The sequence below is a fragment of the Paraburkholderia phytofirmans genome, assembly GCF_046028095.1.
Taxonomy (GTDB): Bacteria; Pseudomonadota; Gammaproteobacteria; order Burkholderiales; family Burkholderiaceae; genus Paraburkholderia; species Paraburkholderia phytofirmans_A.
The window spans coordinates 86,320-111,739 of record NZ_JAQQDJ010000006.1 but is presented as its reverse complement, the minus strand read 5'-3'; the positions used below and the strand labels follow the sequence as shown (position 1 = coordinate 111,739).

Annotated in this window: 20 protein-coding genes; 7 read left to right on the top strand and 13 right to left on the bottom strand. The window is 62.6% G+C overall.

What is annotated here, in order from left to right; genetic code table 11:
• The first annotated feature begins 12 nt into the window (after positions 1-12).
• The 4 genes from PQR54_RS18790 (at position 13) to PQR54_RS18775 (ending at position 6,867) form a co-directional block, all read left to right on the top strand.
• Positions 13-687, top strand: coding sequence for a response regulator transcription factor (locus PQR54_RS18790; RefSeq protein ID WP_408248252.1), 675 nt, complete (start codon positions 13-15; stop codon positions 685-687).
• Positions 688-934: 247 nt separating this feature from the next.
• The gene (locus tag PQR54_RS18785; RefSeq protein ID WP_408248250.1) at positions 935-4,180 is read left to right on the top strand and encodes an efflux RND transporter permease subunit; all 3,246 of its coding nucleotides are present in this window, start codon (positions 935-937) and stop codon (positions 4,178-4,180) included.
• Entirely contained in the window at positions 4,170-5,384 is a 1,215-nt protein-coding gene (locus tag PQR54_RS18780; protein WP_408248248.1) for an efflux RND transporter periplasmic adaptor subunit, read from the top strand. Before PQR54_RS18785 ends, PQR54_RS18780 begins: the two co-directional genes overlap by 11 nt.
• On the top strand, positions 5,377-6,867 hold the full coding sequence (locus tag PQR54_RS18775) for an efflux transporter outer membrane subunit (RefSeq protein ID WP_408248246.1): 1,491 nt from the start codon (positions 5,377-5,379) through the stop codon (positions 6,865-6,867). Before PQR54_RS18780 ends, PQR54_RS18775 begins: the two co-directional genes overlap by 8 nt.
• Positions 6,868-6,973: 106 nt before the next feature.
• On the opposite strand, the gene PQR54_RS18770 is transcribed toward PQR54_RS18775, so the two are convergent.
• A complete protein-coding gene (locus tag PQR54_RS18770) occupies positions 6,974-8,152 on the bottom strand; it encodes a porin (protein ID WP_408248244.1) in 1,179 nt (392 codons plus the stop codon).
• Between the two features lie 326 nt (positions 8,153-8,478).
• Here PQR54_RS18770 and PQR54_RS18765 point away from each other — a divergent pair, with 326 nt between their 5' ends.
• Together PQR54_RS18765 and PQR54_RS18760 are read left to right on the top strand one after the other, a co-directional pair.
• Complete coding sequence (locus PQR54_RS18765; RefSeq protein ID WP_408248242.1) at positions 8,479-8,754, top strand: DUF4148 domain-containing protein; 276 nt, start codon at positions 8,479-8,481, stop codon at positions 8,752-8,754.
• A 10-nt stretch (positions 8,755-8,764) separates the two neighbouring features.
• A complete protein-coding gene (locus tag PQR54_RS18760; RefSeq protein WP_408248240.1) occupies positions 8,765-9,019 on the top strand; it encodes a DUF4148 domain-containing protein in 255 nt (84 codons plus the stop codon).
• A 244-nt stretch (positions 9,020-9,263) separates the two neighbouring features.
• On the opposite strand, the gene PQR54_RS18755 is transcribed toward PQR54_RS18760, so the two are convergent.
• The 4 genes from PQR54_RS18755 to PQR54_RS18740 all read right to left on the bottom strand — a co-directional run bounded on the left by PQR54_RS18755 (position 9,264) and on the right by PQR54_RS18740 (position 13,717).
• Positions 9,264-10,361: a porin gene (locus PQR54_RS18755; protein ID WP_408248677.1), complete on the bottom strand. Its 1,098-nt coding sequence runs from the start codon at positions 10,359-10,361 to the stop codon at positions 9,264-9,266.
• Between the two features lie 530 nt (positions 10,362-10,891).
• Positions 10,892-11,593 (bottom strand): winged helix-turn-helix transcriptional regulator, encoded by a 702-nt coding sequence (locus PQR54_RS18750; protein WP_408248238.1) that lies wholly within the window; start codon positions 11,591-11,593, stop codon positions 10,892-10,894.
• Between the two features lie 35 nt (positions 11,594-11,628).
• Positions 11,629-13,026, bottom strand: a complete 1,398-nt coding sequence (locus tag PQR54_RS18745; protein WP_408248236.1) for a HAMP domain-containing sensor histidine kinase — start codon at positions 13,024-13,026, stop codon at positions 11,629-11,631.
• A gap of 13 nt (positions 13,027-13,039) precedes the next feature.
• Positions 13,040-13,717, bottom strand: a complete 678-nt coding sequence (locus PQR54_RS18740) for a response regulator transcription factor (protein ID WP_408248234.1) — start codon at positions 13,715-13,717, stop codon at positions 13,040-13,042.
• A 364-nt stretch (positions 13,718-14,081) separates the two neighbouring features.
• Here PQR54_RS18740 and PQR54_RS18735 point away from each other — a divergent pair, with 364 nt between their 5' ends.
• Entirely contained in the window at positions 14,082-14,435 is a 354-nt protein-coding gene (locus PQR54_RS18735) for a DUF4148 domain-containing protein (RefSeq protein WP_408248232.1), read from the top strand.
• Positions 14,436-14,475: 40 nt separating this feature from the next.
• Here PQR54_RS18735 and PQR54_RS18730 read toward each other — a convergent pair whose 3' ends face one another.
• The 8 genes from PQR54_RS18730 to PQR54_RS18695 are packed head-to-tail and all read right to left on the bottom strand — an operon-like array spanning position 14,476 to position 25,416.
• Positions 14,476-17,688 (bottom strand): multidrug efflux RND transporter permease subunit, encoded by a 3,213-nt coding sequence (locus PQR54_RS18730; protein WP_408248230.1) that lies wholly within the window; start codon positions 17,686-17,688, stop codon positions 14,476-14,478.
• A gap of 13 nt (positions 17,689-17,701) precedes the next feature.
• Positions 17,702-18,250, bottom strand: coding sequence for a GNAT family N-acetyltransferase (locus tag PQR54_RS18725; RefSeq protein WP_408248228.1), 549 nt, complete (start codon positions 18,248-18,250; stop codon positions 17,702-17,704).
• Between the two features lie 4 nt (positions 18,251-18,254).
• A complete protein-coding gene (locus tag PQR54_RS18720; RefSeq protein WP_408248226.1) occupies positions 18,255-18,836 on the bottom strand; it encodes a GNAT family N-acetyltransferase in 582 nt (193 codons plus the stop codon).
• A 4-nt stretch (positions 18,837-18,840) separates the two neighbouring features.
• Positions 18,841-20,202, bottom strand: coding sequence for a TldD/PmbA family protein (locus tag PQR54_RS18715; RefSeq protein ID WP_408248675.1), 1,362 nt, complete (start codon positions 20,200-20,202; stop codon positions 18,841-18,843).
• The gene (locus tag PQR54_RS18710) at positions 20,202-21,638 is read right to left on the bottom strand and encodes a TldD/PmbA family protein (RefSeq protein ID WP_408248224.1); all 1,437 of its coding nucleotides are present in this window, start codon (positions 21,636-21,638) and stop codon (positions 20,202-20,204) included. Before PQR54_RS18710 ends, PQR54_RS18715 begins: the two co-directional genes overlap by 1 nt.
• Entirely contained in the window at positions 21,631-23,298 is a 1,668-nt protein-coding gene (locus PQR54_RS18705; RefSeq protein ID WP_408248222.1) for an ABC transporter ATP-binding protein, read from the bottom strand. Before PQR54_RS18705 ends, PQR54_RS18710 begins: the two co-directional genes overlap by 8 nt.
• Positions 23,295-24,410 carry an ABC transporter permease gene (locus tag PQR54_RS18700; RefSeq protein WP_408248220.1) on the bottom strand — a complete coding sequence of 372 codons (1,116 nt, stop codon included), beginning with the start codon at positions 24,408-24,410 and terminating at the stop codon, positions 23,295-23,297. The genes PQR54_RS18705 and PQR54_RS18700 overlap by 4 nt, the downstream gene beginning before the upstream one ends.
• Positions 24,364-25,416 (bottom strand): microcin C ABC transporter permease YejB, encoded by a 1,053-nt coding sequence (locus PQR54_RS18695; protein WP_116116488.1) that lies wholly within the window; start codon positions 25,414-25,416, stop codon positions 24,364-24,366. The genes PQR54_RS18700 and PQR54_RS18695 overlap by 47 nt, the downstream gene beginning before the upstream one ends.
• Positions 25,417-25,420: the final 4 nt, after the last annotated feature.

Below are 25,420 nucleotides of genomic sequence, written 5' to 3'. Positions count from 1 at the left end.
GGCGCGCGCATCATGCCCAGGATATTGACGATTGAAGATGACGAGCTGATCGCTCACGACATCGTTCGCACGCTCAGCGCGAGCGGCTTTTCCGTCGATGTGGCGCACACCGGCCGCGAAGGCATGGCGAAGGTGATGGCGGGCGATTACGACGTCGTCACGCTCGACCGCATGCTGCCCGACCTCGACGGCCTGACGATCGTCGCGACCATGCGCGGCGTCGGCATGGAAACGCCCGTACTGGTGATGAGCGCGATGTCCGATGTCGATCAGCGCATTCAGGGCTTGCGGGCCGGCGGCGACGACTATCTGACCAAACCCTTCTCGCCAGAGGAAATGTTCGCGCGCGTCGAGGTGCTATTGCGGCGACGCCCGCGTCACGCGAAAGCCGAAACGATGCTGCGCAACGGCGCGCTCGAACTGGACCTGGTGCGCCGCAAAGTCACCCACCGGCAGCGCGAACTCGATCTGCAACCCACGGAATTCCGCGTGCTCGAATTCATGATGCGCCACACCGGCCAGGTGCTTACGCGCACCATGATCTTCGAAGCCGTATGGGGCTGCCGCTTCGATCCGGGCACGAATCTGATCGACGTCCACGTGGGGCGTTTGCGCAAGAAAGTCGAGATGCCCGGCGAGCGTCCGTTGATTCGCACGATTCGCGGCTCGGGCTACCTGTTCGGGTGACACAAGCGCGTTCGCGTGTCTGAACAACAAACTTTGGCGCCGCATGCGGCGCCAAAGCTGCTTGAGCACACCTATCGACGCAAGCGCACATCACACGCCGCTTCCTAAAACTAGTTTCATTTGTTTTGTCCGCGCCTGTTAGGACCCGCTCCCCAGAATGTCGTTACCGGACCGCGCCGCTGGCGCGAGTCCTCATTGCCACACGCCCGCGCAGATTCAACCGCGCCTCTGAACGGAGCAGCCTTCGATGTTAAAAATAGTCCGGTTAGCTTTGACCCGGCCCTACACGTTCATCGTGCTCGCGATGCTGATCCTGTTGATCGGCCCGCTTGCCGCGTTGCGCACGCCGACGGATATCTTTCCCGACATCCGCATTCCCGTGATCAGCGTGGTCTGGAATTACGCCGGCCTGCAACCGGACGACATGTCCGGGCGCATCGTCACTTACTACGAACGCACGCTCGGCACCACCGTCAACGACATCGCGCATATCGAGTCGCAATCGTTTCGCGGCTACGGCATCGTGAAGATTTTCTTTCAGCCGACGGTGGATATCCGCACCGCGACCGCCCAGGTGACTTCGGTTTCGCAGACGGTGCTCAAGCAGATGCCGCCCGGCACCACGCCGCCGCAGATCCTGAACTACAACGCGTCCACGGTGCCGGTGCTGCAATTGGCGCTGACCAGCAATACGCTGGACGAACAAAAGCTCGCCGATTACGCGACCAACTTCATTCGTCCGCAATTGCTGAGCGTGCCGGGCGTGGCGATTCCCACACCGTACGGCGGCAAGACCCGTGAGGTGCAGATCGATCTCGACCCGCAGGCCTTGCAGGCGAAAAAGCTCTCGGCGAACGATGTCGCCACCGCACTCGCGCAGCAGAATCAGATCATTCCGGCGGGCACGGAGAAGATTGGCCGCTTCGAATACAACATCAAGCTGAACAACAGTCCGCTCGCGCTCGACGAGCTGAACGCGCTGCCTATCAAAACCGTGGATGGCGCCACCATCTATATCCGCGATGTGGCGCACGTACGCGACGGCTATCCGCCGCAAGGCAACGTGGTGCGCGTGGACGGACACCGCGCGGTGCTGATGAGCATCCTGAAGAACGGCTCCGCCTCCACGCTCGACATCATCGCCGGCGTGAAGGCGCAACTGCCGCGTATCGAAGCGACCTTGCCGCCGGGGCTCAAGCTCGTCACGATGGGCGATCAATCGACCTTCGTAAAAGGCGCCGTCAGCGGCGTGGCGCGCGAGGGCGTGATCGCCGCCGCACTCACCTCGCTGATGATCCTGCTGTTCCTCGGCAGCTGGCGCTCCACGCTGATCATCGCGGCGTCCATTCCGCTCGCCGTGCTGGCCGCCATCGCCGGGCTCGCGGCGATGGGCGAAACGCTCAACGTGATGACGCTCGGCGGCCTCGCCCTGGCGGTGGGGATTCTGGTCGACGATGCCACCGTCACGATCGAGAACATCAACTGGCATCTGGAACAGGGCAAGGACGTAAAGAGCGCGATTCTCGACGGCGCCGCGCAGATCGTCGCGCCCGCGTTCGTGTCGCTGCTGTGCATCTGCATCGTGTTCGTGCCGATGCTGCTGCTCGACGGCATTGCGCGCTTCCTGTTCGTGCCGATGGCCGAGGCCGTCATCTTCGCGATGATCGCCTCGTTCATCCTCTCGCGCACCTTCGTGCCGATGATGGCGCAATATCTGCTGCGCGCCCATGCATCGGGCGGCCACGCATCCGGCGAACTGGCCGCGACGATGGACCCGCACGGTGGCCACACGAAAGCGGCGCCTTCGAGCAATCCGCTGGTGCGCTTCCAGCGCGGCTTCGAGCAGCGCTTCGAACGCGTGCGCGGCGTGTACCGCATCGTGCTCGGTCTCGCGCTCACACATCGCAAGCGCTTCGTGAGCGGCTTTCTGATCGTGGTCGGCGCGTCGTTCCTGCTCGCACCGTGGCTCGGCCGCAATTTCTTCCCCGATATCGACTCCGGCGAAATCGCGATCCACGTGCGCGCGCCGGTCGGCACGCGGATCGAAGATACCGCCGCGCAGTTCGATCTGATCGAGAACGCCGTGCGCCGCGCGATTCCGCCGAACCAGTTGCGCAGCATCGTCGACAACATCGGTTTGCCGAATAGCGGGATCAACCTTACGTATAACAATAGCGGCACGATTGGGCCGCAAGACGGCGACATTCTGATCTCGCTGAACGAAAAGCACCAGCCCACAGCGGGTTTCGTGCGGACATTGCGTGAAACGCTGCCACGCCAGTTTCCGGGTACGACGTTCGCGTTCCTGCCGGCGGATATCGTCAGCCAGATTCTGAATTTCGGTGCACCCGCGCCGATCGATCTGCAAGTGGCCGGCCCGAATCAGGCCGCCAATCACCAGTACGCGAACGATGTCATGCGCCGCATGCGCATGATTCCCGGCATTGCCGATACGCGCATGCAACAGGCGTCGACGTATCCGCAGTTCACCGTCTCCGTGGACCGCTCGCGCGCCGATCAGCTCGGCATCACCGAACAGGATGTCACCAACTCCGTGGTGGCGAGTCTGTCCGGCACGAGTCAGGTGTCGCCGACGTACTGGCTCAATCCGAAGAACGGCGTGTCGTATCCGATCGTCGCGCAGACCCCGCAATACCGCATGACGTCCCTGTCGGATCTGAACAACCTGCCCGTGACCGGCAAGAGCGGCCAGGCGCAGATTCTCGGCGGCATTGCGACGATCACGCGCGGCGTGGGCAATGCGGTGGTCTCGCACTACAACATCGAACCGCTCTACGACGTGTTCGCGACAACCCAGGGCCAGGATCTCGGCGCGGTGGCGGCGAAGATCCAGAACATCGTGCACGCGACTTCGAAGGATGTGCCCAAGGGTTCCATCGTCACGCTGCGCGGCCAGGTGCAAACCATGAATAGCGCGTTCCTCGGTTTGTCGCTCGGCCTGGTCGGCGCGATTCTGTTGATCTACCTGCTGATCGTCGTGAACTTCCATTCGTGGAGCGACGCGTTCGTGATCGTCACCGCATTGCCCGCTGCTTTGGCGGGCATCGTGTGGATGCTGTTCACCACGCACACGCCGCTTTCGGTGCCCGCGTTGACCGGCGCGATTCTCTGCATGGGTGTCGCGACCGCCAACAGCATTCTGGTGGTGAGCTTCGCGCGCGAACGGCTGGCGATTACCGGCAATGCCCTGGTGGCCGCGATGGAAGCGGGCTTCACGCGCTTTCGCCCCGTGTTGATGACCGCGCTCGCGATGATCATCGGCATGGCGCCGATGGCGCTCGGTCTCGGCGACGGCGGCGAGCAGAACGCGCCGCTCGGCCGCGCGGTGATCGGCGGACTGATCTGCGCGACCTTCGCCACGCTGCTGTTCGTCCCCGTCGTGTTCAGCATCGTGCACCGGCGCGACGCCGCGGCACACCGTTCTTCTCACGATCACTCATCTTCCGAATCCGGAGTCCATCATGTCCACTGAGATCGAGATCAATTCGCCGAAACGGCTGCGCCATCTGAAGCTCGCCGGCATCGTCGCGCTGCTGGCGGCAGCCGGCATCGTGGCGAGCGGCATGGCCAGCCGCGTGCATGCGAAACAGGAACTCACTACCTGGTCCGCTCAGCAAGCCGTGCCGACCGTGGTGGCGTACACGCCGAAGCACGACCTCGACGCTCAGGCGCTGGTGCTGCCCGGCCGCCTGTCCGCCTTCGTCAATGCGCCGATCTATGCGCGCGTGTCCGGCTATCTGCATGCGTGGTACGCGGATATCGGCACGCATGTCAAAGCCGGCCAGTTGCTCGGCGAGATCGACACGCCCGATCTCGATCAGCAATTGCAGCAGGCGCGCGCCGATTTGCAGAACTCGGTGGCCAACGAAAAACTCGCGGCTTCCACCGCGCGCCGCTGGACGCAGATGTTGCAACAGGACTCCGTCTCGCAGCAGGACGCCGATGAGAAGACCAGCGATCTCGTCGCCAAACAGGCCACCGTCGCCGCTAACGAAGCCAACGTGCGGCGCCTCGAAGCGCTCGAATCGTTCAAGCGCATTACCGCACCGTTCGACGGCGTCGTCACGGCACGCACTACGGACATCGGTGCGCTCATCAATGCGGGCGGCGGCAACGGGCCGGAATTGTTCTCGGTGTCCGACGCGCATCAGTTGCGCGTCTACGTGAGCGTGCCGCAGGATGAAGCGGCTGCGATCCAGCCCGGCATGAGCGCCACGCTCACGGTGCCCGAACGGCCGGGCGTGAAGTTCAATGCGAAGCTCGTCGATACCGACGACGCCATCACGCCGTCATCCGGCACCTTGCTGGTTCAACTCGCGGTCGACAATCACGACGGCTTGCTGATCCCCGGCGAGTACACCGAGGTGCATTTCGCGTTGCCCACCAACGAACACGCATTGTCGATTCCGGCAAGTTCGCTGATCTTCCGGCAGAACGGTTTGCAGGTCGCGGTCGTGGGCAAGGACAATCGCGCCGAACTCAAGCCCATATCGATAGCGACGGATCTCGGCACGCACGTCGAGATCGCCTCGGGTTTGAACGCGACGGATCGCGTGATCGACAACCCGCCCGACTCGCTCGCATCAGGCGACGAAGTGCGCCTGCAGGCCGGCGCAACCGGCACGAACGACACCGCGCTCGCCGGCCGGCGCGCGGCGGAGCGCACTCATGGATAAACGCCGCCTATGCATCGCGTTGGCGGCCGCGGCATTGCTGAACGGCTGCTCGTTCGCGCCGACCTATCATGCGCCGCCCACCAGCATCCCTACCGCGTTCAAGGAAAGCGGCCCCTGGCAGCTCGCCCGCCCCGCCGACCGCGTGCCACGCGATGCGTGGTGGCGCGTGTATCGCGATCCCGTGCTCGACCGCCTCGAAGAACAGGTGGCGGTCGCCAACCCCGACGTCGCCGCGGCCGTCGCGCGTCACGATGAAGCGACGGCCTATCTCTCGCAGGCGCGTGCGGGTTTGTTCCCGACGATCGGCGCCGAAGCGTCGGTCGAACGCCAGCGTCAATCGGATAACCGGCCACTGCGCGGCGCGGGACAGCCCGCGGTGTACGGCACCAATACCGTCGACGTCGGCATCGCCTACGACCTCGACCTGTGGGGCAAGATCCGCAATGAAGTGGCCGCCGGCCGTGCCGCGATGCAGGCAAGCGAAGCCGATCTCGAATCGGTACGCCTGAGTTTGCAGGCGAATCTCGCGAGCGCCTATTTCAACCTGCGCGGACTCGACGCCCAGCAACAACTGCTGAACGATACGATCGACACCTATCAGCGCGCCCTCACGCTCACACTGAGCCGTCACGCCGGCGGCATCGCGTCGGATCTCGACGTGTCACGCGCGCAGACGCAACTCGACACGGCGCGCGCTTCCGCCGACGACATCGCCGCGCAGCGCGCACTCTACGAACACGCGATCGCCAGCCTGACTGGCGCGCCCGCGTCGAACTTCACGCTCCGCGCCGTGACCGAATCGGCTTACCTGCCGTCCATCCCGGCCGGCGTGCCGGCGGCGCTGCTGCAACGGCGGCCCGACATCGCCGCCGCTGAACGGCGCGTGGCCGAGGCCAATGCGCAGATCGGCGTCGCCAAGGCGGCGTTCTTTCCGGACATTTCGCTCGGCCTCGACGGCGGTTATCAAAGCGACACGCTCTCGCCGTGGCTGATGGCGCCGAATGAAATCTGGTCGGTTGGGCCGAGCCTCGTGTTCACGCTGTTCGACGGCGGCCGCCGCGCCGCGATGACCGGGCAGGCCCGCGCCAGGCTCGCGGAGAATGGCGCGAAGTACAAGACCGCGGTGCTGCTCGCCTTCCAGCAAGTCGAGGACAATCTTGCGCAACTGCATCATCTCGGCGACGAAGCCACGAAACAGAACGAGGCGCTCATCGCCGCGCAGCGCACGTTGACGCTGTCGATGTCGCGCTACCGTGACGGCGTGGTCAGCTATCTGGACGTGGTGACGGCGCAAACCACCGAGCTCGATACGCAGATCGCCGCGTTGAACCTCAATACGCGGCGTTTGCTGGCCTCCGTGGGGTTGATCCAGGCATTGGGCGGCGGCTGGTCGGCCGAGGGCACCACGCGCGCGCCTGACGTCCAGGCGGCACAGTCGCAAGCGCCCGCTGTTAAGAACCATGTTGCCGACGCCGCGAGTTAAAGCGTCACACAATGCATAAACAAAGTCGCCGGCTCACCACCGGCGACTTTTGCGTATTGGCGTTTGTGCTGGCACCTGCGCCGAGCGGATAGTCCGCTCGCTTCGCTCAGAACCTGTGCCGGATCCCCACAGCCACCACGGCCTGGCGGTCGCTCGAAGAAGCCGCCAGCGAATAGATCGAAGCATTGTCGAGCACCGCGATGCCGTCCGCGCCCGACACGTGCTGATAAACGCCTTCGAGATACAGATCGGTGCGGCGCGACACGGCGTAGTCCGCTTGCAGCATGAACTGATTCCATTTCGGCGACACGCTCTTGCCCGCATCGCTGAAATGTCCGTCGGTAAATGTGTACGAACCGCCGAGTGTGAACGCGGGTGTCAAAGCGTAGCGCGCGTTCAGCTCGTAGTTATTGAAGGTCAGCAGGTCGCCGTCTAGTGTCGAATAAGCGCCGCCCTGCGTGATCTGATGCGGATCGTCGAGCATCGTACGCGTAAAGACGAGGCCTACCGTCGCCGCGCCGAACGTATAGCGTCCAGCCGCACCGAAGATGCGTTGACGCGCGCCGGTAAAGGTCGCATCGCCATCGCTGCTGCTCACTGCACCGCCCGAATTGGTGGGCTGATTGACGCCACCCGGCTGATCGATCTGCAGATACGCGACGGCCAGATTGAACGGACCACCTGCCCATTGCGCGCCGAGGCTATAGGCGTTGTTGTTGCTGAAGCCGCCCGCTGCGTTGCTGAACGCATAGGCGCCGCCGACCGTTAAACCGTCGTAGGTCGCGCTGCGGAATTTCAGCGCGTTGTTCATGCGCAGATCGTTGTTGAGGTTGTCGTTATCGAACGGATGATCGGCGATATTTCCGCCGAAGCCCGAACCGGTCGCCGACAGCGGTGCGACGAAATCCACCAGAAAGTCGTACTGCCGGCCCAAGGTCACGGTGCCCCACTGCTTGCTCGCGATCCCGACCCATGCTTGCCGGCCGAACTCGTCGCCGCCGTTGGAGAATTTGCCGCTGTCGATATTGAAGCCGTTCTCGAGATCGAAGACCGCGCTCAATCCGCCGCCCAGACCTTCGTTGCCGCGCAGGCCCCAGCGATCGGTGCTCAGGTTGCCGCTTTCCAGCATCGCGTTGCTTTTCCCGCCGGCGGCCGTTTTCTGATTGCTGATGTAATCGAGGCCCGTATCGAGCGTGCCGTAGAGCGTCACGCTGCTTTGCGCATGCGCTGCCGCGCAGCAAGTGCCCGCGAGCGCGACGAGTGTGGTTGCCAATGCTTTATTCATGTCTGATTCCGGGTAAGAGAAGGCGCCGGTCCGCGCATCGCCGGACCGATCCCGCACACCGTGCGGGTAGCCGCAATGTAGATAGACGCGGTGACACACCCGTGATCAAAACAGGCCGCTTCATGAAACGTTTTTTATCTTCGTGAAATGCATGCGGCGAGTGCCTGATTCATCGTCTCATCGACGCTTGAACGGATAAATATCTCTTCATGCACACACCGCCGATCCGCTAAAGCCGGTTGACTATCCTTCTCATCAACCGATCCACGAATGCAACGAGATTCGCGAATCGGCCCCATCCAATCTGATTTTTGAGGATTACGAATATGAAATCACTGACGCTCGCCATCGCTTTCATCGGCGCGACCGCAACGGCATCCGCCTTCGCTCAATCGAACGCGGCGCCGACTCAACAGACCGCCGCACCGTCAATGCAAGTCGCTGCGAACACCACTGCTGCCGTCAACGCCGCGGGCTCGTGGGTTCCGCCTTACGGCCAGGCCACCGGCGAAAAGACGCGCGCACAGGTTTATCGGGAGCTGGTGCATGCGGAGAAGGATGGCCAGCTTGCGTATCTGAATTCGACGATTTACGCGCACTGAGGCGCCGACGATGCATAAGCTTCGACAAAGCGCCGCTCTCACGCTGCTGCTCGCCACCGGCTTCGAGATCGCGGCCACATCGGCCGTCGCCGCGCCGCCGGTGGGCGGCACGCTCGACCGTTTCACGACGCTCTCATCGGCCGGCAAGTGGAATTCGCCGAAGGCTGCCGATGTTCATGGCAAGACGCGGGCTCAGGTCTATCGGGAACTGATCGAAGCCGAGGAAGATGGCCAGATGAACTATCTGAACCAGCTCTATCGCTAATCGCACCGCTCTCTTTCCCACCGGCGATATCGATGACACTTCGCTCCGCGATCAAACGCTCCGCCCGTTTCGCTGCCGCAGCAGTTGCCGCCGGACTGCTGCTATCCGGTTGCGCGACTACTCCTTCGAGCACTGCCGACAATTGCGTCGGCCCACCCAGTTACTGCAACGTCTACTTTGGTTCCTGAAAAAGAAGAGCGCGCTACCCTTGCGGATAGCGCGCTTTTTTGCTGATGCCTTCGTTCTAGAAAGAGTGCCGCACGCCGACCCGGCCGACCACTTGCTTACCGTCGGACGACGGATCGAACCCGGCAATCTGCGCGACCGCGCCACCGCTTGCTTTCTGAAGGGCGGCGAGTGCATACACGGCGGTGCGCTTCGACAGTTCGTATTCCGCGCTCAGGTTGAGTTGCTGATACTTCGGCTCCTGATTGGTCGCGTGATCCCGGCCATCCGTATAGGTGTAGCCGGCGGCGAGATTGAGCTGACTGGTTGCGGCGAAAGTGCCGGCGATTTCATAGTTCTGAAATTTGACGTCCTGACCCGCGTCGCCCTGTTGAAAATTGACGTTGGTGAAGTTGCCCATGACCTTGAACTTGCCGAGCTGATACGAGGCGCCCGCGGCAAAGATGCCCTGACTGCGAGCATTGGCGAGATAGTTGCCGTACACCGCATTGGTGAAGCCGGAGCCGTTCTGATAGCTCTGAATAGATGCCTCAGGATCGTTGACGCGCAAATAGCCCGCACCCATGGAGAACGGTCCATTGGTGTAAGAGGCCGCAGCGCTATAGGCCGCATTATTCGAGAACTGCCCTGCCTGGCCGCCGAACGAATAAAGCGCTTCACCGGTAAATCCGCCGATGGTGGGACTCGTGTATTTCACGGCATTGCTGATTGCGAAGCCGTTATCGAGGTTATCCATATCGTTGGGATGGGAGAAATACCATCCGCCATAGGTATCGTTGAGCGAGAACGGTTCGATGAGATCGACGAGTGGATCCCACTGCCGTCCCAGCGTGACCGTACCGGCCGTCTGACTGGCGATGCCCACATAGGCGTTACGAGAGAACGCGAGCCCGCTGCCGAGACTACCGTTAGTCGAATTGAAGCCGCTTTCGAGATCGAAAATAGCGGACAGCCCGCCACCGAGATCCTCTTTGCCCCTGAGTCCCCAACGGCTACCGGCGCTCACACCACTGGCCATTTGATAGAGATGGCTGCCATTGACGTTACTAGCGAAATCGATACCGGTATCGAGCAGACCATAGAGCGTGACACTACTTTGCGCGTGCGCCGACGACGCGATGCCGACGCAAAATAGTGCCCCGACAAGACGTGCCAGCTTCATCTTCTGATTCATGAATCACCTTCCATTTAATTGAGGATGCCTGATAACAGAAGCCGCATCGCAACGGATGCAGCCACGAACCGAATATATCGAGTTCAGAAAACAGCACCCCTGCAAGACAGACTTTCAAAAAATGCGTTGGATTTTCATGAACAGGACATTGACCCACGCCGCAAGAGCAGATTGAAGAAACGGAGAGCTCAAAAGACCAGACGAAGCGCGCACGTGCAGCACGTGACGCACGTGACGAACAAAAACAACTGGTTCTGAAGAAGTACCGCGGGGGCGCGCGCAGCGCCGCCGGAAGAATGACAGTCTTGTCACAGGAGTGGAATGTGCGAGAACACGGATTCCAGATGCACCACTACCGTGGCTGCGCGGGGGACCCGCTTATGGGCTAGCGGTGCAAAGCCGCTTTCTTTGCTTACTTTCTTTGCGGCGGCAAAGAAAGTAAGTGCCGCCCCGCACAGGGGCGACCCTAATAGACCACTAAAAACGTAAAAAAACCCCAACACAAACCCAAACTAAACACCAACAGAAACCTGATACCCAAACCGACTAACCGTCTCAATCCGAACCTCAGGCAAATCCCCCCCGAGTTTCCTTCTCAGCCGAGAAACAACAAGATTGACACTAGAAGGATCGACATCCTCCTTCTCCGGCCAGGCGTACCGAATAAGCTGATCCCGCGCCACAGGTGCATTAACCTGTTTGATGAGACATTCGAGCAGAAGAAACTCTCTTCGGGTGACCCCAACCCTACGCGCACCAAAAACCAGCTCCCGAGTAGCGGCATCGAGAGAAGGCCCATCGACCGAAGAAAACGCAGAAGAAGCAGAACCGCCAACACCTGCGCGCCCACCCCCAATACGTTGCAAAGCCTGCATCCGCTCATGCATTTCGATAAACGAATAAGGCTGACAGAAACAAGCATCCGCGCCGGCGCGCAAAACTTTGGTGCGATCCTGAGCGGTGGCCACCCCCAACACAGCCACAATCGCGGCCCCACCCCCACCCGCAGCAAACTCGCCAACAAACTCCGTCAAGGCGGAATAAAACCCCACCTCCAACACCATCAAAACAATCGCATCAAACGGTTCCTGAGCCGCGAGAAAGATCCCATCCCGCAGATCATCAGCCCGCTGCAGACTATGCGCGCTCTCCTGAAGCGCCTTGAAAAGCCAAGCCGCTTCCGGATGAGCAGGACCCACGAATAGAATGCGCATTCAATCCCCAGCAAGAACGAAAAAAGATCGCATGCTCATGCCAGCGTCCTCGACCAGCATTCAATAGAAATCCGCGTGCCCGGCTGCGCATTGCCGATCTTCATCGTGAAGTCATGCACCCGCATCACTGCGGAGACGATACTCAACCCCAGCCCCGACCCGGCGAGATGCCGCGTACTCTCCCCACGATAAAACCGCTGCAAAACCGCATCGCGCTCATCCGCGGCAATCCCGGGGCCGTTATCGACAATGTCCACCTGCGGCCCCGCCGCTGTCTGCCGCAACTCCATACGCACCACACCGCCTTCAGGCGTGAACTTGATCGCGTTATCCACCAGATTGCTCAACGCTTCAAAGAGCAACGCGCGGTCGCCATAGATCGCATCCACCGGCTGCGCATGAACGGAAAGCCGGATCGACCGGCTCTCAGCGAGCGGCTCGTAAAGTTCGCCGACTTCTTCGATCAGCGTCTCCAACTGCATCTCGCCGAAGCCGCCACGCCGCTGCAACGTACCAATCTCGGAGATCCGCAGCATTGCGCGAAAGCGATCGAGCAGCGCATCCGTCTCAGTACGCGCGCGCTCCAGCAGTTTCGCCAATTCGCCATCGTCGAGCGTTTCGGTGCGCTCGGCCGCGTGCGCAAGCAAGGTCCGCACATGCGCGAGCGGCGTACGCAAATCATGCGCGATACCATCGCACGCACCCTTCACTTCATTCATCAGACGCTCGACTTCGGCGAGCATATGATTCACGAGATGCGCGAGCATATCCACTTCGTCGCGTCCGCCTATCGGCAGACGTTGCGCAAGATCGCCCTGCGCGATGCGCTGCGTGACGCGCCGGATCGCTTTCAGCCGGCGCATCTGCCGCACGCTCAGCGCAAGTCCGCCCGCCACGCCGGCGAGCAGACAGAAAACACCGCCGCCCACCAGTGCGTTGATGATGGTTTCGCGAATCCGCAGAATGTGCGTGAGGTCGCGCGCGATCACGAGCGTCGAGCCGTCGTTGCGCCGCTCCGCCATGGCCCGCACCACCGGCGCCTGATCGTTGCGCCCGAGCGCAAGCGTCAGATCGAGCGTCTTGCCGGTGCGATTGGTGGGCAGCGCGGCGGGATAGGCGAGCACGTCGCCGGCGAGCAGACGGCCGTCGGCGGCAAACAGCCCGTAGTAATTGGTGTGCATGCGCTCATGCTCGATGCGCCGGTGAATCGCGTCCGCGAGACCCGAATCGGGCAGCGAATCGAAGTAGATCAGTTGCCAGTCCATTACCACATCGGTCTCGCGTTCCATGTCGCCGGTCACGGCCCAGCCGATGAAGCCCAGCAGCAGCATCACGGAAAACGAAAAGATAACGGCGTAGACAGAGAGCAGCCGAAAGGTGGTGGAATGCCAGCGCCGCCCGAGCGCAGATTGAGCGGGGAAGGTTGTGTCCATCAAAATGTGTCGCTCATGCAAGGATATAACCCGAGCCTCGCACGGTCTGGATCAGCGGCGTCACGCCGGGCGGGTCGATTTTCTTGCGCAAGCGCCCCATATGCACGTCGATCAGATTGGTGCCCGGATCGAAGTGATAACCCCACACGGCCTCGAACAGCATGGTGCGCGTAATGGTCTGTCCCGCATGGCGCATCATGAATTCGAGCACGCGGTACTCGGTGGGCAGCAGCACGATTTCCTCGCCGTCGCGCTGCACCTTGCGTGAAATGAGATCGAGTTCGAGCGGGCCGACGCGCAAGTGCGTTTCGAGTTGCGCGGCCGGCGTCTGACTGCGGCGCAGCAGCACTTCGAGGCGCGCAGTCATCTCTTCTGGGTCGAACGGTTTGGTCAGGTAATCGTCGCCACCGGCGCGCAGGCCGCGCACCCGCTCATCCACGTCGCCGAGCGCACTCAACATCAGCACCGGCGTCTGGATGCCGATGCTGCGCATGGTGGTCAATATCGTGAGGCCGTCCACGCCGGGCAGCATGCGGTCGAGCGTGATCACGTCGTAGTCTTCGCTGATCGCGCGCGCCATGCCGTCGCGGCCGTTGGCCACCCAGTCCACGGTGAAGCCGCGGCTTTTCAGTTCACCGACAATTTCATTCGCGGTAATTTCATCATCTTCGATCGTCAGTACTCGCGACATGATCATTGCATGCGCCGCAGCCTGCTCTACCGATGCAAGCGGCGGGCGCGACCGGTTATCAGTAGAAGGACATGATGCCATATTCGGCTTGCGCGTTCAGAGCACGGGCGTGCGGTTCGACGGATGCCGACGCTGCGCCGAGTGCCTGCGAGCAGGCTACACAGGGGTTGTTAGCGGAGGAATATCCGCTTCATGAAGAAAAATTTAAGTTCGCTGCAAGGCCACGAAATTGCGCAAAGCCGCGCCACCCTAAAACAAGTTTCATGTTCCCGACGCCGCCGCGGTAGGCGGCCTCCACTAGTCTGACGTCAACCCGCAGCCTTCAGCGCGGGACGACTCGAACCCTCTCGTGGATGACATCAACATGAAGCTTGCAACGAAAACCCTGCTCAGCGCCCTTCTTCTGATTGGCAGCGCATCGGCTATGGCCGCGCCGCATCTCACGCCGCAGCAATGCAACGACTATCCGTTCAAACCGTTGAAAGCCGAAGTCACGCACAAGCAATTGATGCGCGAGCTCGGGGAGCTCGAAGCAGTCGGCTATCAACCGGGCGGCGACGACGACAACTATCCGAGCGACCTGAATCACGCGGAAAAGTCATTGCAGGCCGAATATCGCGCGGACTGCCTGCCTGCCGCGCCGCATGTGTCGGCAAGCAATGCGCAGACCTCAGGGGGCGCGACATCGGTGCAAGCGGCAAATCAGCCGGCCGGCTGAACGCCGTGCGACACGCGGGCACGGCGCAGTCGGAGCACGCTCAGGCCGTCGGCGATTCGTCGAACGATTTGCGTTCTATCGCGGTCGCAGCACTGCGCGTGCGCCGCTCCGCGCGCATGCGATGCAGTTCCGCCAGCCGTCGCCGTCCGTGCGTGAGCGATGCGACCGCATGGAACGCGACCGGCGCGAACACCAGTCCGAACAGTGTGGCAGCCAGCACGCCGCCGAACACGCCCGTGCCGATCGAGCGGCGGCTTTCGGCACCCGCGCCGCTCGACACCACGAGTGGCACGACGCCCAGCAGAAACGCCGCCGAGGTCATCACGATCGGCCGGAAGCGCGCGCCCGCGGCTTCGGTCACCGCACGCGTCAGCGGCATGCCGCCCTGGTATAGATCGCGGGCGAACTGCACGATCAGAATCGCGTTTTTCGCCGCGAGGCCGATCACCGTGATCATGCCGACCTTGAAGTACACATCATTAGGCATGCCACGCAACAGCACCGCCGCAACCGCGCCGATCACACCGAGCGGCACGACCATCAGCACGGCAAGCGGAATCGTCCAGCTTTCGTAGAGCGCGGCCAGCGCCATGAACACCGCCAGCAACGAGAGGCCGATCAACAGCGGCGTGAGTTTCGCGGCCGCGGTTTCCTCGCGTGCCGCATCGACCCAGTCATAGCTCACGCCGACCGGCAACGAAGCGGCCAGCCGCTCAAGCTCCGCCATGGCCGCGCCGGAACTGTAGCCGGGCGCCGCGTGGCCGCTCACATCGAGCGACGGATAGCCGTTGTAGCGCGTCAGCATCACCGGGCCGATCGTCCATTGACGCGTTGCGATGGCCGAGAGCGGCACCATGCCGCCCGTCGAGTTAGGTACGGAGAGCGCGAGCAGATCGTCTTCGGTCATGCGCGTGGCGGCGTCGGCGGCGATCATCACGCGGCGCATGCGGCCGCCGGCCGGGAAATCGTCGATATAGGTCGAGCCAAAGGTGCTGCCCAGCACGTCCGCGATTCGATCGAACGACACACCGAGCGCGTACGCCTTCGCGCGATCGACGATCAGCTCGACGCGCGGCGCGTCAGGCAGATCTTCCGAGTGCACCGAGGCCAGCACCGGACTCGCCTTGGCTTGCGCGGACAGTTGCTCGCGCGCGGCCTTCAGCGCGTCGAGCCCCACTCCGCCGCGATCTTCGAGGCGGAACACGAAACCGTCGGAATGTCCGAGTCCCGGCACCGAAGGCGGCAATTGCGCCTCGACGTTACCGTCCAGAATCTTGTCGAACTTTGCGTTGAGCCGGTCGCGCAGGGCCAGTGCATCGATATCGCGCTTGCCCCAGTCCTTGAGTTCGACAAACCCCATCGCCACATTCTGACCGCTGCCCGAAAAGCTCCAGCCGATCACACTCGTGACGTTCGCGATAGCGGGCTCCGCATGGAGAATCTTCTCCGCGCTTTGCACCACGGCCAGCGTGCGTGCCTGGGTGGCGCCCGCGGGCAATTGCACCATGACCTGCAACTGGCCTTCGTCCTCGCCTGGCAGGAAACCGCCGGGCATCTGCCAATAGAGCACGCCGCACACGCCGACCAGCACCGCATAGACGGCCAGCATCGGGCCGATGCGGCGCAACGTGCGCGCGGTCAACCCCCGATAACCACGCGCGGCGCGATCGAAGCCGGACGTGAAGCGGCTTGCCGCGCGCGCCGCGAAACCCAGAATGCCACGGCGCGCCTCGCGTTGACGCACCGATTGCGTGTGCGCCTTCAGCAGATTCGCGCACAACGCGGGCGTCAACGACAAGGCCATGAACGACGACACCAGCATCGACGCGATCATCGCCACCGCGAATTGACGATAAATCCCGCCGACGCCGCCGGGAAAAAACGCCATCGGCACGAACACCGCCGTCAACACCGCCGTCACGCCGACAATCGCGCCGCCGATCTGCGACATCGCCTTGCGGGTGGCCTCACGTGGCGGCAAGCCCTCTTCTTCCATGACGCGATGCACGCTCTCCACCACCACGATCGCGTCGTCGACGAGAATGCCGATGGCGAGCACGAGGCCGAACATCGTGAACACGTTGATCGACAGACCGCACGCATACATGGCGAGGAACGCGCCCATCAGCGTGACCGGAATCACCACGGTGGGCACCAGCGTATAGCGCAGATCGCGCAGGAACAGCCACATCACGAAGAACACCAGCACCACCGCTTCCGCGAGCGTGACGAGCACCTCGTGAATGGCGATCTTCACGAAGTGCGCGTTGTCGAACGGGATTTCAATGGCGACGCCCGAGGGCAAACCTTTCGCCAACTCGGCAAGCCGTGCGCGAATCGCGTTCGACGTTTCGAGCGCGTTGCCACGCGGCCCGAGTTGAATCCCGACCGTTGCCGCAGCCTTGCCATTCAGGCGCGAATAGTACGAGTAGTTGTCACGCCCGAGTTCGACGCGCGCGACATCGCGCAAACGCACAGACGAGCCGTCCGGCCGCGCCTTCAGCACGATCTGGCCGAATTCGGCCGGCGAGATCAACTGGCCTTTCACGCTCACCGAGGCTGTCAATTGCTGGCCCGGCACGAACGGCGCGTCGCCGAGCGTGCCCGCCGTCACGGTCGCATTCTGTGCGGCGATGGCGGCGTTCACCTCGGCGGCGCCGAGGCCGTATTCGCGCAGCTTCATCGGATCGAGCCAGATGCGCAGCGCTTCGTCGGCGTCCCAGAGCTGGGCCGAGCCCACGCCCGGCGCGCGCTTCAACTCGCGCAACACGTAGCGGCTCAGATAGTCGCTCAATTGCACGGAGTCGCGCGTGCCGTCGGTGGAACTCAGCGCGACGAGCATCAGGAACGTGTTGGCCGCCTTGAACACGCTGATGCCCTGCTGCACCACCTGCTGAGGCAAACGCGGCTCGACCTGCTTGAGCCGGTTCTGGATATCGACCAGCGCGAGATCGGGATTGGTGCCCGGCGCGAAGGTCGCGTCGATTTCGAGTTCACCGAGGTTGTCGCTGGTCGTTTGGTAGTACAGCATATTGTCGGCGCCATCGAGACTCTCCTCGATGATGCTGCCCACGCTCTCGTCCACGACTTCAGTCGACGCTCCCGGATACATGGCGGATATCACGATGCGCGGCGGCGCAAGGCGCGGATACTGCGCCACCGGCAGTTGCGGAATAGCCAGCGCGCCCGCCACGACAATGGCGAGCGCGACGATCCATGCGAAGACCGGGCGGTCGATGAAGAAAAATGGCACTCAGTGAATCCGTTCAGATTGTCTGGAGGCGCGGTGCTTCGACGAGGCGGGCCATATGCAGCACGTCGGCCAGCACACCGTCACGCATGGCGAAACCGCGCGAACGGCCTTCTTCGACAAAGCCGAACTTGCGATACAGCGCGATGGCCGGTGCGTTGTCCGAGAACACCGTGAGGTCGATGCGGCGCAAACCGAGCGACGCATCCGCGCAATCGATCAACCCTTGCAAAAGCGCGGCGCCGACACCGCGGCCATGATACGCGTCGTGCACGGCGAGGCCTAAGTGTGCGCTGTGCGCACGGCTCGACCGGTGGACCTCGAGACTTGCGTGGCCGACCACGCGTCCATCGATAATCGCGCACACGTTCACGCCGCCTTTGAGGCGCCGCTCGTACCAGGCCGCGAGTTGCTCAGGACTGCGATAGCCGACCGACAGCGTGCCGCGCCGTACACCGGGCAAGCTCATGATCTCGGCGAACGCATCCATGTCCGACGATTCGAGCGCGCGCACCATAATACATTTGTAATGTGCGGCGTCGTCCGGCAACCTTGTTTCTTTCATGGTCTTATTCCGCTGCGAGATGGGCGGCCGAAGGCGGCGACATCCACGGCGCCGGTTCGCGCAGCCGCGCCATGAAATAACAGTCGATCAGCACGCCGCGACGCAATACGGCACCGCGCTGATGCGCTTCGATCTCGAAGCCGAACTTGCTGTATAGCGCGAGTGCCGCGTGGTTGTCGGTGTAGACATGCAACTCGACGCGGCGCAGGCCGAGCCAGTTGTCGGCGAGATCGAGCAGTTCGGCCATCAACGCACGACCGATGCCGCGCCGCTGCCACGCGTCGTGCACGCCAATGCCGAGCGATGCCGCATGCGCGCGGCGTCCCTTGAGAGGGCTGAGGCTCGCCTGACCGACCAGCGTGTCGCCGACCGTCGCCGCGATCGCGATGCCAGGGGCCTCGAATTTTTCCAGGTGCTCGCGTGTGCTGGCGACGGTCCGAAACGGCAGCTGCGGATTGCCGTTCATCGCCACGGGCAGTAGCAGCATGGCGTGAAATTGTTCCGCGTCGGCCACGCGCAAAGCGCGCAGCGTCAGGCCCTCGGGCAAGCTCTCAGGTTTTGATTTTGTTTTTTCGTGTTGATCCATAGGCTCATAACGTCAATTCGAATGACCTCACCAGAATGCCCGGCAATTGCATGCCGCCCGTGGCGCGCTCGCCCCATGTGGAATCGCTCAGTAGCAGTTCCGCTTGCGCGCCGAGTTGCTCCAGTTCGCTGCCGAGCAAACGGTACAGGCTGTCGTCGAAACGCATGGCTTCGAGCGGTGCGACGATTTCTCCGTCCTCGACCCAGAACGTCGCGAAGCGCGTCATGCCGGTGAGGCGGCAATTCATGCGGTCCGAGAAGTTCACGTACCAGAGGTTGCCGATGTAGAGCCCGGTATCGATCTTTGCGAGCACCTCTTCTTCCGGCAGATCGCCCGCTTGCATCGAGAGCGCGGCCGGTGACTCGCTGGCAAGCGCGCCGTTCGGCGTCAAACCGTATTCGCGTGCGCTGCGTGCGTTGGTCAGGCGTTCGGCACTGCGGCCGGCCTCGATCAACGGGACGCTGTCACGCAGATAGCCGTCGTCGTTAAAGCCTGGCGTGATGCCGAGACTCAGATCTTCGCTGATCGTCACGCGCGGGTCGACTACGACTTCTCCCACATGCAGCTTGTACAACTCGCTGCGGGAACTCGCCTGCGCGCGAGCGGAAAAGCCGCTCCATGCGGTGACGCTGAGTAGTTCCGCGAGCGCGGCGGGCGCCAGATAGGACCGATAGCGTCCCGGCGCCAATGTGCGCGGCGTGCGCGCGAGCACCGCAAGACGTGTCGCGGCCTGCTCGACTTTGTGCGCGAACACGGCATCGCTCCAGTCGTCGCCGGCGTAGGTGGTTTTGATCGCGCGGCCGCTCGGGTCGTACAGCGACCAGCTGAAATTGAAGTTGTCCACTTCATACCAGCCGCGGCTGCCGTTTGTCGATGCGAAGCCGCGCACGATTGTGCCGCCCGCATAGAAGCCCACGAAGTCGAGCCCTTGCGCGCATTCCGCGACGATGTGCGCGAGCCCATCAGGGTTCGGCAGCTTGCCGGAGCGCTGCGTAGTGCGCTCCCATTTCGTCGTGTCGAACAGTAGATGCGGATCGTCCGCCGCATCGCGCAGACCTTCGCGCAAGGTGGCGAGCGCGCCGCTCACTTCGTCGAGATCCTGTTGCAGATCGCCGCATACAGTCAGCGTGGAATAGGCCTGACGTGCGCCGTCGATCAGACGCAAGGTCAGCTTGCCTTGCGACACGCTGCCCGTCTGCCGCACCTTGCCCGCATTGAAACGGACGAAGTCGGACTGCTCGCCGGCAAAGGAACTGAGCGTGGTTTCGCCGCCTTGCTGCAGACGCTCGATCGCATCGGCGAGCGAAGTGAAATGCCGCTCCCAATCCACCGACGTAGCAGCGCGCGAAGAGATGAACTGGCTCATCATGCGCCTCCGAACACGTCGATGTTGCTGAACACGCAAGCCGGCGACGCATGGCCGACGCGGATGATCTGCGCCGGTTCGCCCTTGCCGCACATGGACGTGCCATACACTTCGCGCGTGGCCGCGTTGCCCACCGCACTCAGGCTGCGCCAGAAATTCGCGGAAATACCGCGGTAATTCGGCTGTTTGACGACCTGCGTGAGCTTGCCGTTTTCGATCAACTGGCCGAACTCGCAGCCGAACTGGAATTTGTTGCGATGGTCGTCGATCGACCAGGACGTGTTGGTGCGCATCAGAATGCCGTGTTCGATATTGCCGATCATCTCCTCCAGCGAACTCTCGCCGGGTTCGATATTCAGATTCGCCATGCGGTCGATCGGCGGCCGGTTCCAGTTCGACGCGCGCGAATTCGCGACGCCCGGCATGCGCGCGCGCTGCTGTGACAATGCGCCGCCGAGCGGACGTTCGAGCACGCCGTTGCGAATCAGATACTGCTTGTGCGCTTCGGTGCCGTCGTCGTCGAATGCGTAGGCTGCGGCTTCTTCGCGCAGCGACGGATCGAAGGTGACGTTCAGCAATTCCGAGCCGTAGCGATACGAACCGAACATGTCCTGCTTGACGAAGCTCCAACCCGCGAAGTTGCGTTCATCGCCGAGAATGCGATCCAGTTCGAGCGGATGACCGATCGATTCGTGAATCTGCAGCATCATCTGGTCGGGCATCAGCAACAGATCGCGCTTGCCCGATGGGCAATTCGGCGCGGCCAGCAATTGCAGTGCTTCGTTAGCGACACGCGCGCCCGAACCTTCAAAGCCGAAACGAGCCAACACTTCCATGCCGCCCTGGCCGAGCGTGCCGTAGTTGCCGCCCAAGGTGCGAACCTGAGTATCGCCGTTCGCATGCGCGGCGACGCTCAACTGCGGCATCACGAAACGGAACTGCTGATCGATGCGTACGCCGTCGCCGGTGATGTAGAGCTGATCGGTGTGCGTGATCTGCACCGCTGCGACACGTTCGACAATTTTCGCGTCGAGATTCGCGCCCGCGCATTCCGTGCTGAGAAGCTCGAGCCATTCGGCGCGGCTCGGCAACGCGCGGCGCGCATTCGGCGACACGTACTGCCCACTCGCAACTGGACGGGCGACTTCGCGATGGTCGATCAACGACAAGGCCGCGCTCGCCTCAGCGCGTGCGGTGGCCACATCGAGCGCCGCCTGCAAGCCAGCTGCCGAGAGATTCGCGGTCGCCGCATAACCCGCGCCCGCGCCCACCCAAGCGATCAGCATCGCGCCTCGATCTCGCACCGTGCGCAGCGGCTGCGCGATGTCGTTGCGGATCTCGTGGTCGTCGATCTGTTCATCGACAATGCGCAGCGACCAGAATGCCGCGCGGCTCTTCAGCGTTTGGGCAGCCTGCGCCCAACGTTCATCAATCATTGGCGTGTCCCGTATGAATCGCGCCGGTGCCCGGCTCCGGCACGTTGAGCGACGAGGCCAGCAGCGACTGGGTATAAGGATGCGTCGGCGCATGCAACACATCGAGTGTGTCGCCGGCTTCGACGATGCGTCCCGACTTCATCACGATCACGCGATGCGCCATGGCTCGCATCACCGCCAGATCGTGCGTAATGAACAAATAGCTTAGCTTGTACTTTTTCTGCAGATTTGTCAGCAGATTCAGCACCTGTTTCTGGATCGACACGTCGAGCGCGCTGGTCGGTTCATCGAGCACGATCAATTCCGGCTGGACGGCCAGTGCGCGCGCAATCGCAATACGTTGACGCTGGCCGCCGGAGAACTCATGGGGATAGCGCAGCATTGCGTCGGCGGACATGCCGACTTCTTCGAGCAGACTGCCGACGCGCGCGCGCCGAGCCTTCGCATCCACTTCCGGCCGATGCACGGCCAAACCCTCGCCGATGATCTGCTCCACCGTCATGCGTGGCGACAGCGAGCCGAACGGGTCCTGAAACACGACTTGCATGCGCGAATACAGCGCGCGGCGCGAGCTCGCCGTCTTGAGCGTGGAAAGCGGCAGGCCGTCAATATGGATATGACCTGCGGCCGGTTGTTGCAGGCCGAGCACGGTGGCCGCCAAGGTCGATTTCCCCGAACCCGATTCACCGACAATGCCGAGCGTTTCGCCGCGCCGCACGCTCAGGTCGACGTCATGCACCGCGCGAAACGTGGAGCGCCCGAACATGGACCGCCAGCCTTTCGCCGAGGTGCGGTAATCGACGGCCAGGCCTTGTACTTCGAGCAGCCGGCGCGCGCCCTGCTCGACCGGTTCGACCGCGCGTTGCGGATCGCTGTCGAGCAGCCGTCGCGTGTACGGATGCTGCGGACTCGCGAATAGCGCCTCGGTCGTATTGGTTTCGACCAGCACGCCCTTCTCCATCACCGCGACGCGCTGCGCGAAACGCTTCACCAGATTCAGATCGTGCGTGATCAACAGCACGGCCATGCCGCGGTCGGCCGCTTCCTGTTCCTGCAATGAGATCAAAAGATCGACGATCTGCTGACGGACGGTGACGTCGAGCGCGGTGGTCGGTTCGTCGGCGAGCAGCAAACGCGGTCGGCACGCGAGTGCCATGGCGATCATCGCGCGCTGCCGCTGGCCGCCGGACAATTGGTGCGGAAAACTGTCGATGCGTCGTTCCGGCTCGGGAATGCCGGTGCGTCTGAGCAACTCGATACCGCGTTCGCGCGCGGCATTCGGCCGCAAACCTTCGTGCAGACGCAGGCTCTCGGCGATCTGCTTGCCGATCGTGAAGAGCGGATTGAGCGCCGTCATCGGTTCCTGAAACACCATTGCGACGTCGGCGCCGCGCAGGCCACGCATCTGCTGCTCGGTTTTCTGCAGCAGATCCTCACCGTCGAGCAACATGCGGCCGCTCAACTCAGCATGCTCGACGAGCCGCAGAATGGACAGCGCTGTGACGCTCTTACCCGAACCCGATTCGCCGACAAGCGCCACGCGCTCGCCACGTGCGATGGAGAGGCTGAGTTCGTGCACGGCGACCTTGTCGCCGAAACGCACGGAGAAACGGTCGATTTCCAGTAACGGCCGAGCGATCGGCGCCTGAGTGGTGGTCATCGCGGACCTCCGCCGAAAGCCGAACCGCGTGAGCGCGTATCCAGCGCGTTGCGCAATGCGTCGCCCATGAAGGTCAGCAACAACAACGTGATCACCAGCGCGGCGAACGCCGACATCGAGATCCACCATGCGTCGAGGTTGTTCTTGCCCTCCTGCAGCAGTTCACCGAGGCTAGGCGTCGGCGGCGGCACGCCGAGGCCGAGAAAGTCGAGGCTGGTCAGCGAGAGAATCGCGGCACTCATGCGGAACGGCAGGAAGGTAATCACCGGTGTCAAACTATTCGGCAAAACATGACGCCACATGATCTGCCAATTAGTGAGGCCCATGGTGCGGGCCGCCTTTACGTAATCGAGCGAACGGTTGCGCAGGAATTCGGCGCGCACGTAATCGGACAGCACGAGCCAGCCGAACATCGACAGCAGAATGAAGAGCAGCCACAACGTGGGCTCGAAGATCGATGCGAAGATGATCAGCAGGTACAGGTCGGGCATCGAACTCCAGATTTCGATCAGGCGCTGGCCGATCAGATCGGTTCGTCCTCCGTAAAAGCCCTGCACCGCGCCCGTCAGCACGCCGACCACGACACCGGACACCGTGAGCGCCAGCGCCATCAGCACCGACAAGCGGAAGCCGTACAGCAGCCGCGCCAGCACGTCGCGCCCGAACTGATCCGTGCCGAGCCAGTTGCTCGCGGTGGGCGGCGCCGGATAGGGATGCGCGGCGAAATAGTCGATCGTGTCGTAGTGAAAATGATTCGGCGGATAAATCGCGAAGTTGCCGTTCGATTCGAGCCGCGAACGGATATACGGATCGAGGTAATTGGCACGCGCCGGGAAATCGCCGCCGAATAGCGTCTCCGGATAGTCCTTCACGATCGGGAAGTAGTAGTGCCCATCGTAACGAACGAGCAACGGCCGGTCGTTGGACAACACTTCGCCGAGCAGGCTGATGACGAACAGCGACACGAAGATCACGAGGCTCCAGTAGCCCAGACGCTGCTGCCTGAAACGCAGCCACGTACGCCGCCACGGAGACGGCGACGCCGCGTGCGCCGCGCCGGCCGCGTCAGCGGTCCAGGCGGTTGAATTGGATGCGGGGGTCGACGAGGACATAGCAGACGTCAGCAATGAGTTTGGTTACGAGAGCAATCAGCGTGAACAGAAACAGCGAGCCGAGCACGACCGGGTAGTCACGGCGAATCACGGAGTCGTACGACAGTTGGCCCATGCCGTCGAGCGAGAACAGCGTTTCGATCAGCAGATTGCCGTTCAGAAACGCGCCGACGAAGGCGGCCGGCAAACCGGTGAGCAGCGGAATCGCCGCATTGCGCAGTACGTGTTTCCACAGCACGTCGCGCTCCGGCGCGCCCTTGGCGCGCGCGGTCAGCACATACTGCCGGCCGATTTCCTCGAGGAACGTGTTCTTCGTCAGAATCGTGACGATCGCGAAGTTGCCGACCACCGAGGCCGTGACCGGCAGCACGATGTGCCACAGATAGTCGAGTACTTTGCCGAACGCACTGAGATCGTTGAAGTTATCCGACGTGAGGCCGCGCATCGGAAACACCTGCCAGAAGGTTCCGCCGCCGAACAACATCAGCAGCAGCACGCCCAGCACGAAACCAGGAATTGCATAGCCGGCGAGCACCAGCACGCTCGTGACGGTGTCGAAGCGCGAGCCGTTGCGCACCGCTTTCGCGATCCCCAACGGCACCGATATCAGATACGTGAGCAGCACCGTCCATAAGCCGAGCGTGATCGACACCGGCAGCTTCGATTTGATGACGTCCCACACACTGTCGTGCTGATAGTAGGACTGGCCGAGATCGAACGTCGCGTAGTGCTTGAGCATCAGCAGATAGCGCTCCAGCGGCGGCTTGTCGAAGCCGAACTGTTTCTTGATCTGCTCGATCTGTTGCGGATCGACGCCCTGGCTGCCGTGATAACCGCCGCCGCCCGCCCCCGCCTCTCCGCCACGGCCAGCGCCGTGGCGGAGTTGCGTCATCACCTGCTCGACCGGCCCACCCGGCACGAACTGCGTGACGACAAAGGTCAGCGTGACCACGCCGAGCAGCGTCGGCACCATCAATAACAATCGTCTGAGAATGTAGGCAAGCATGCTG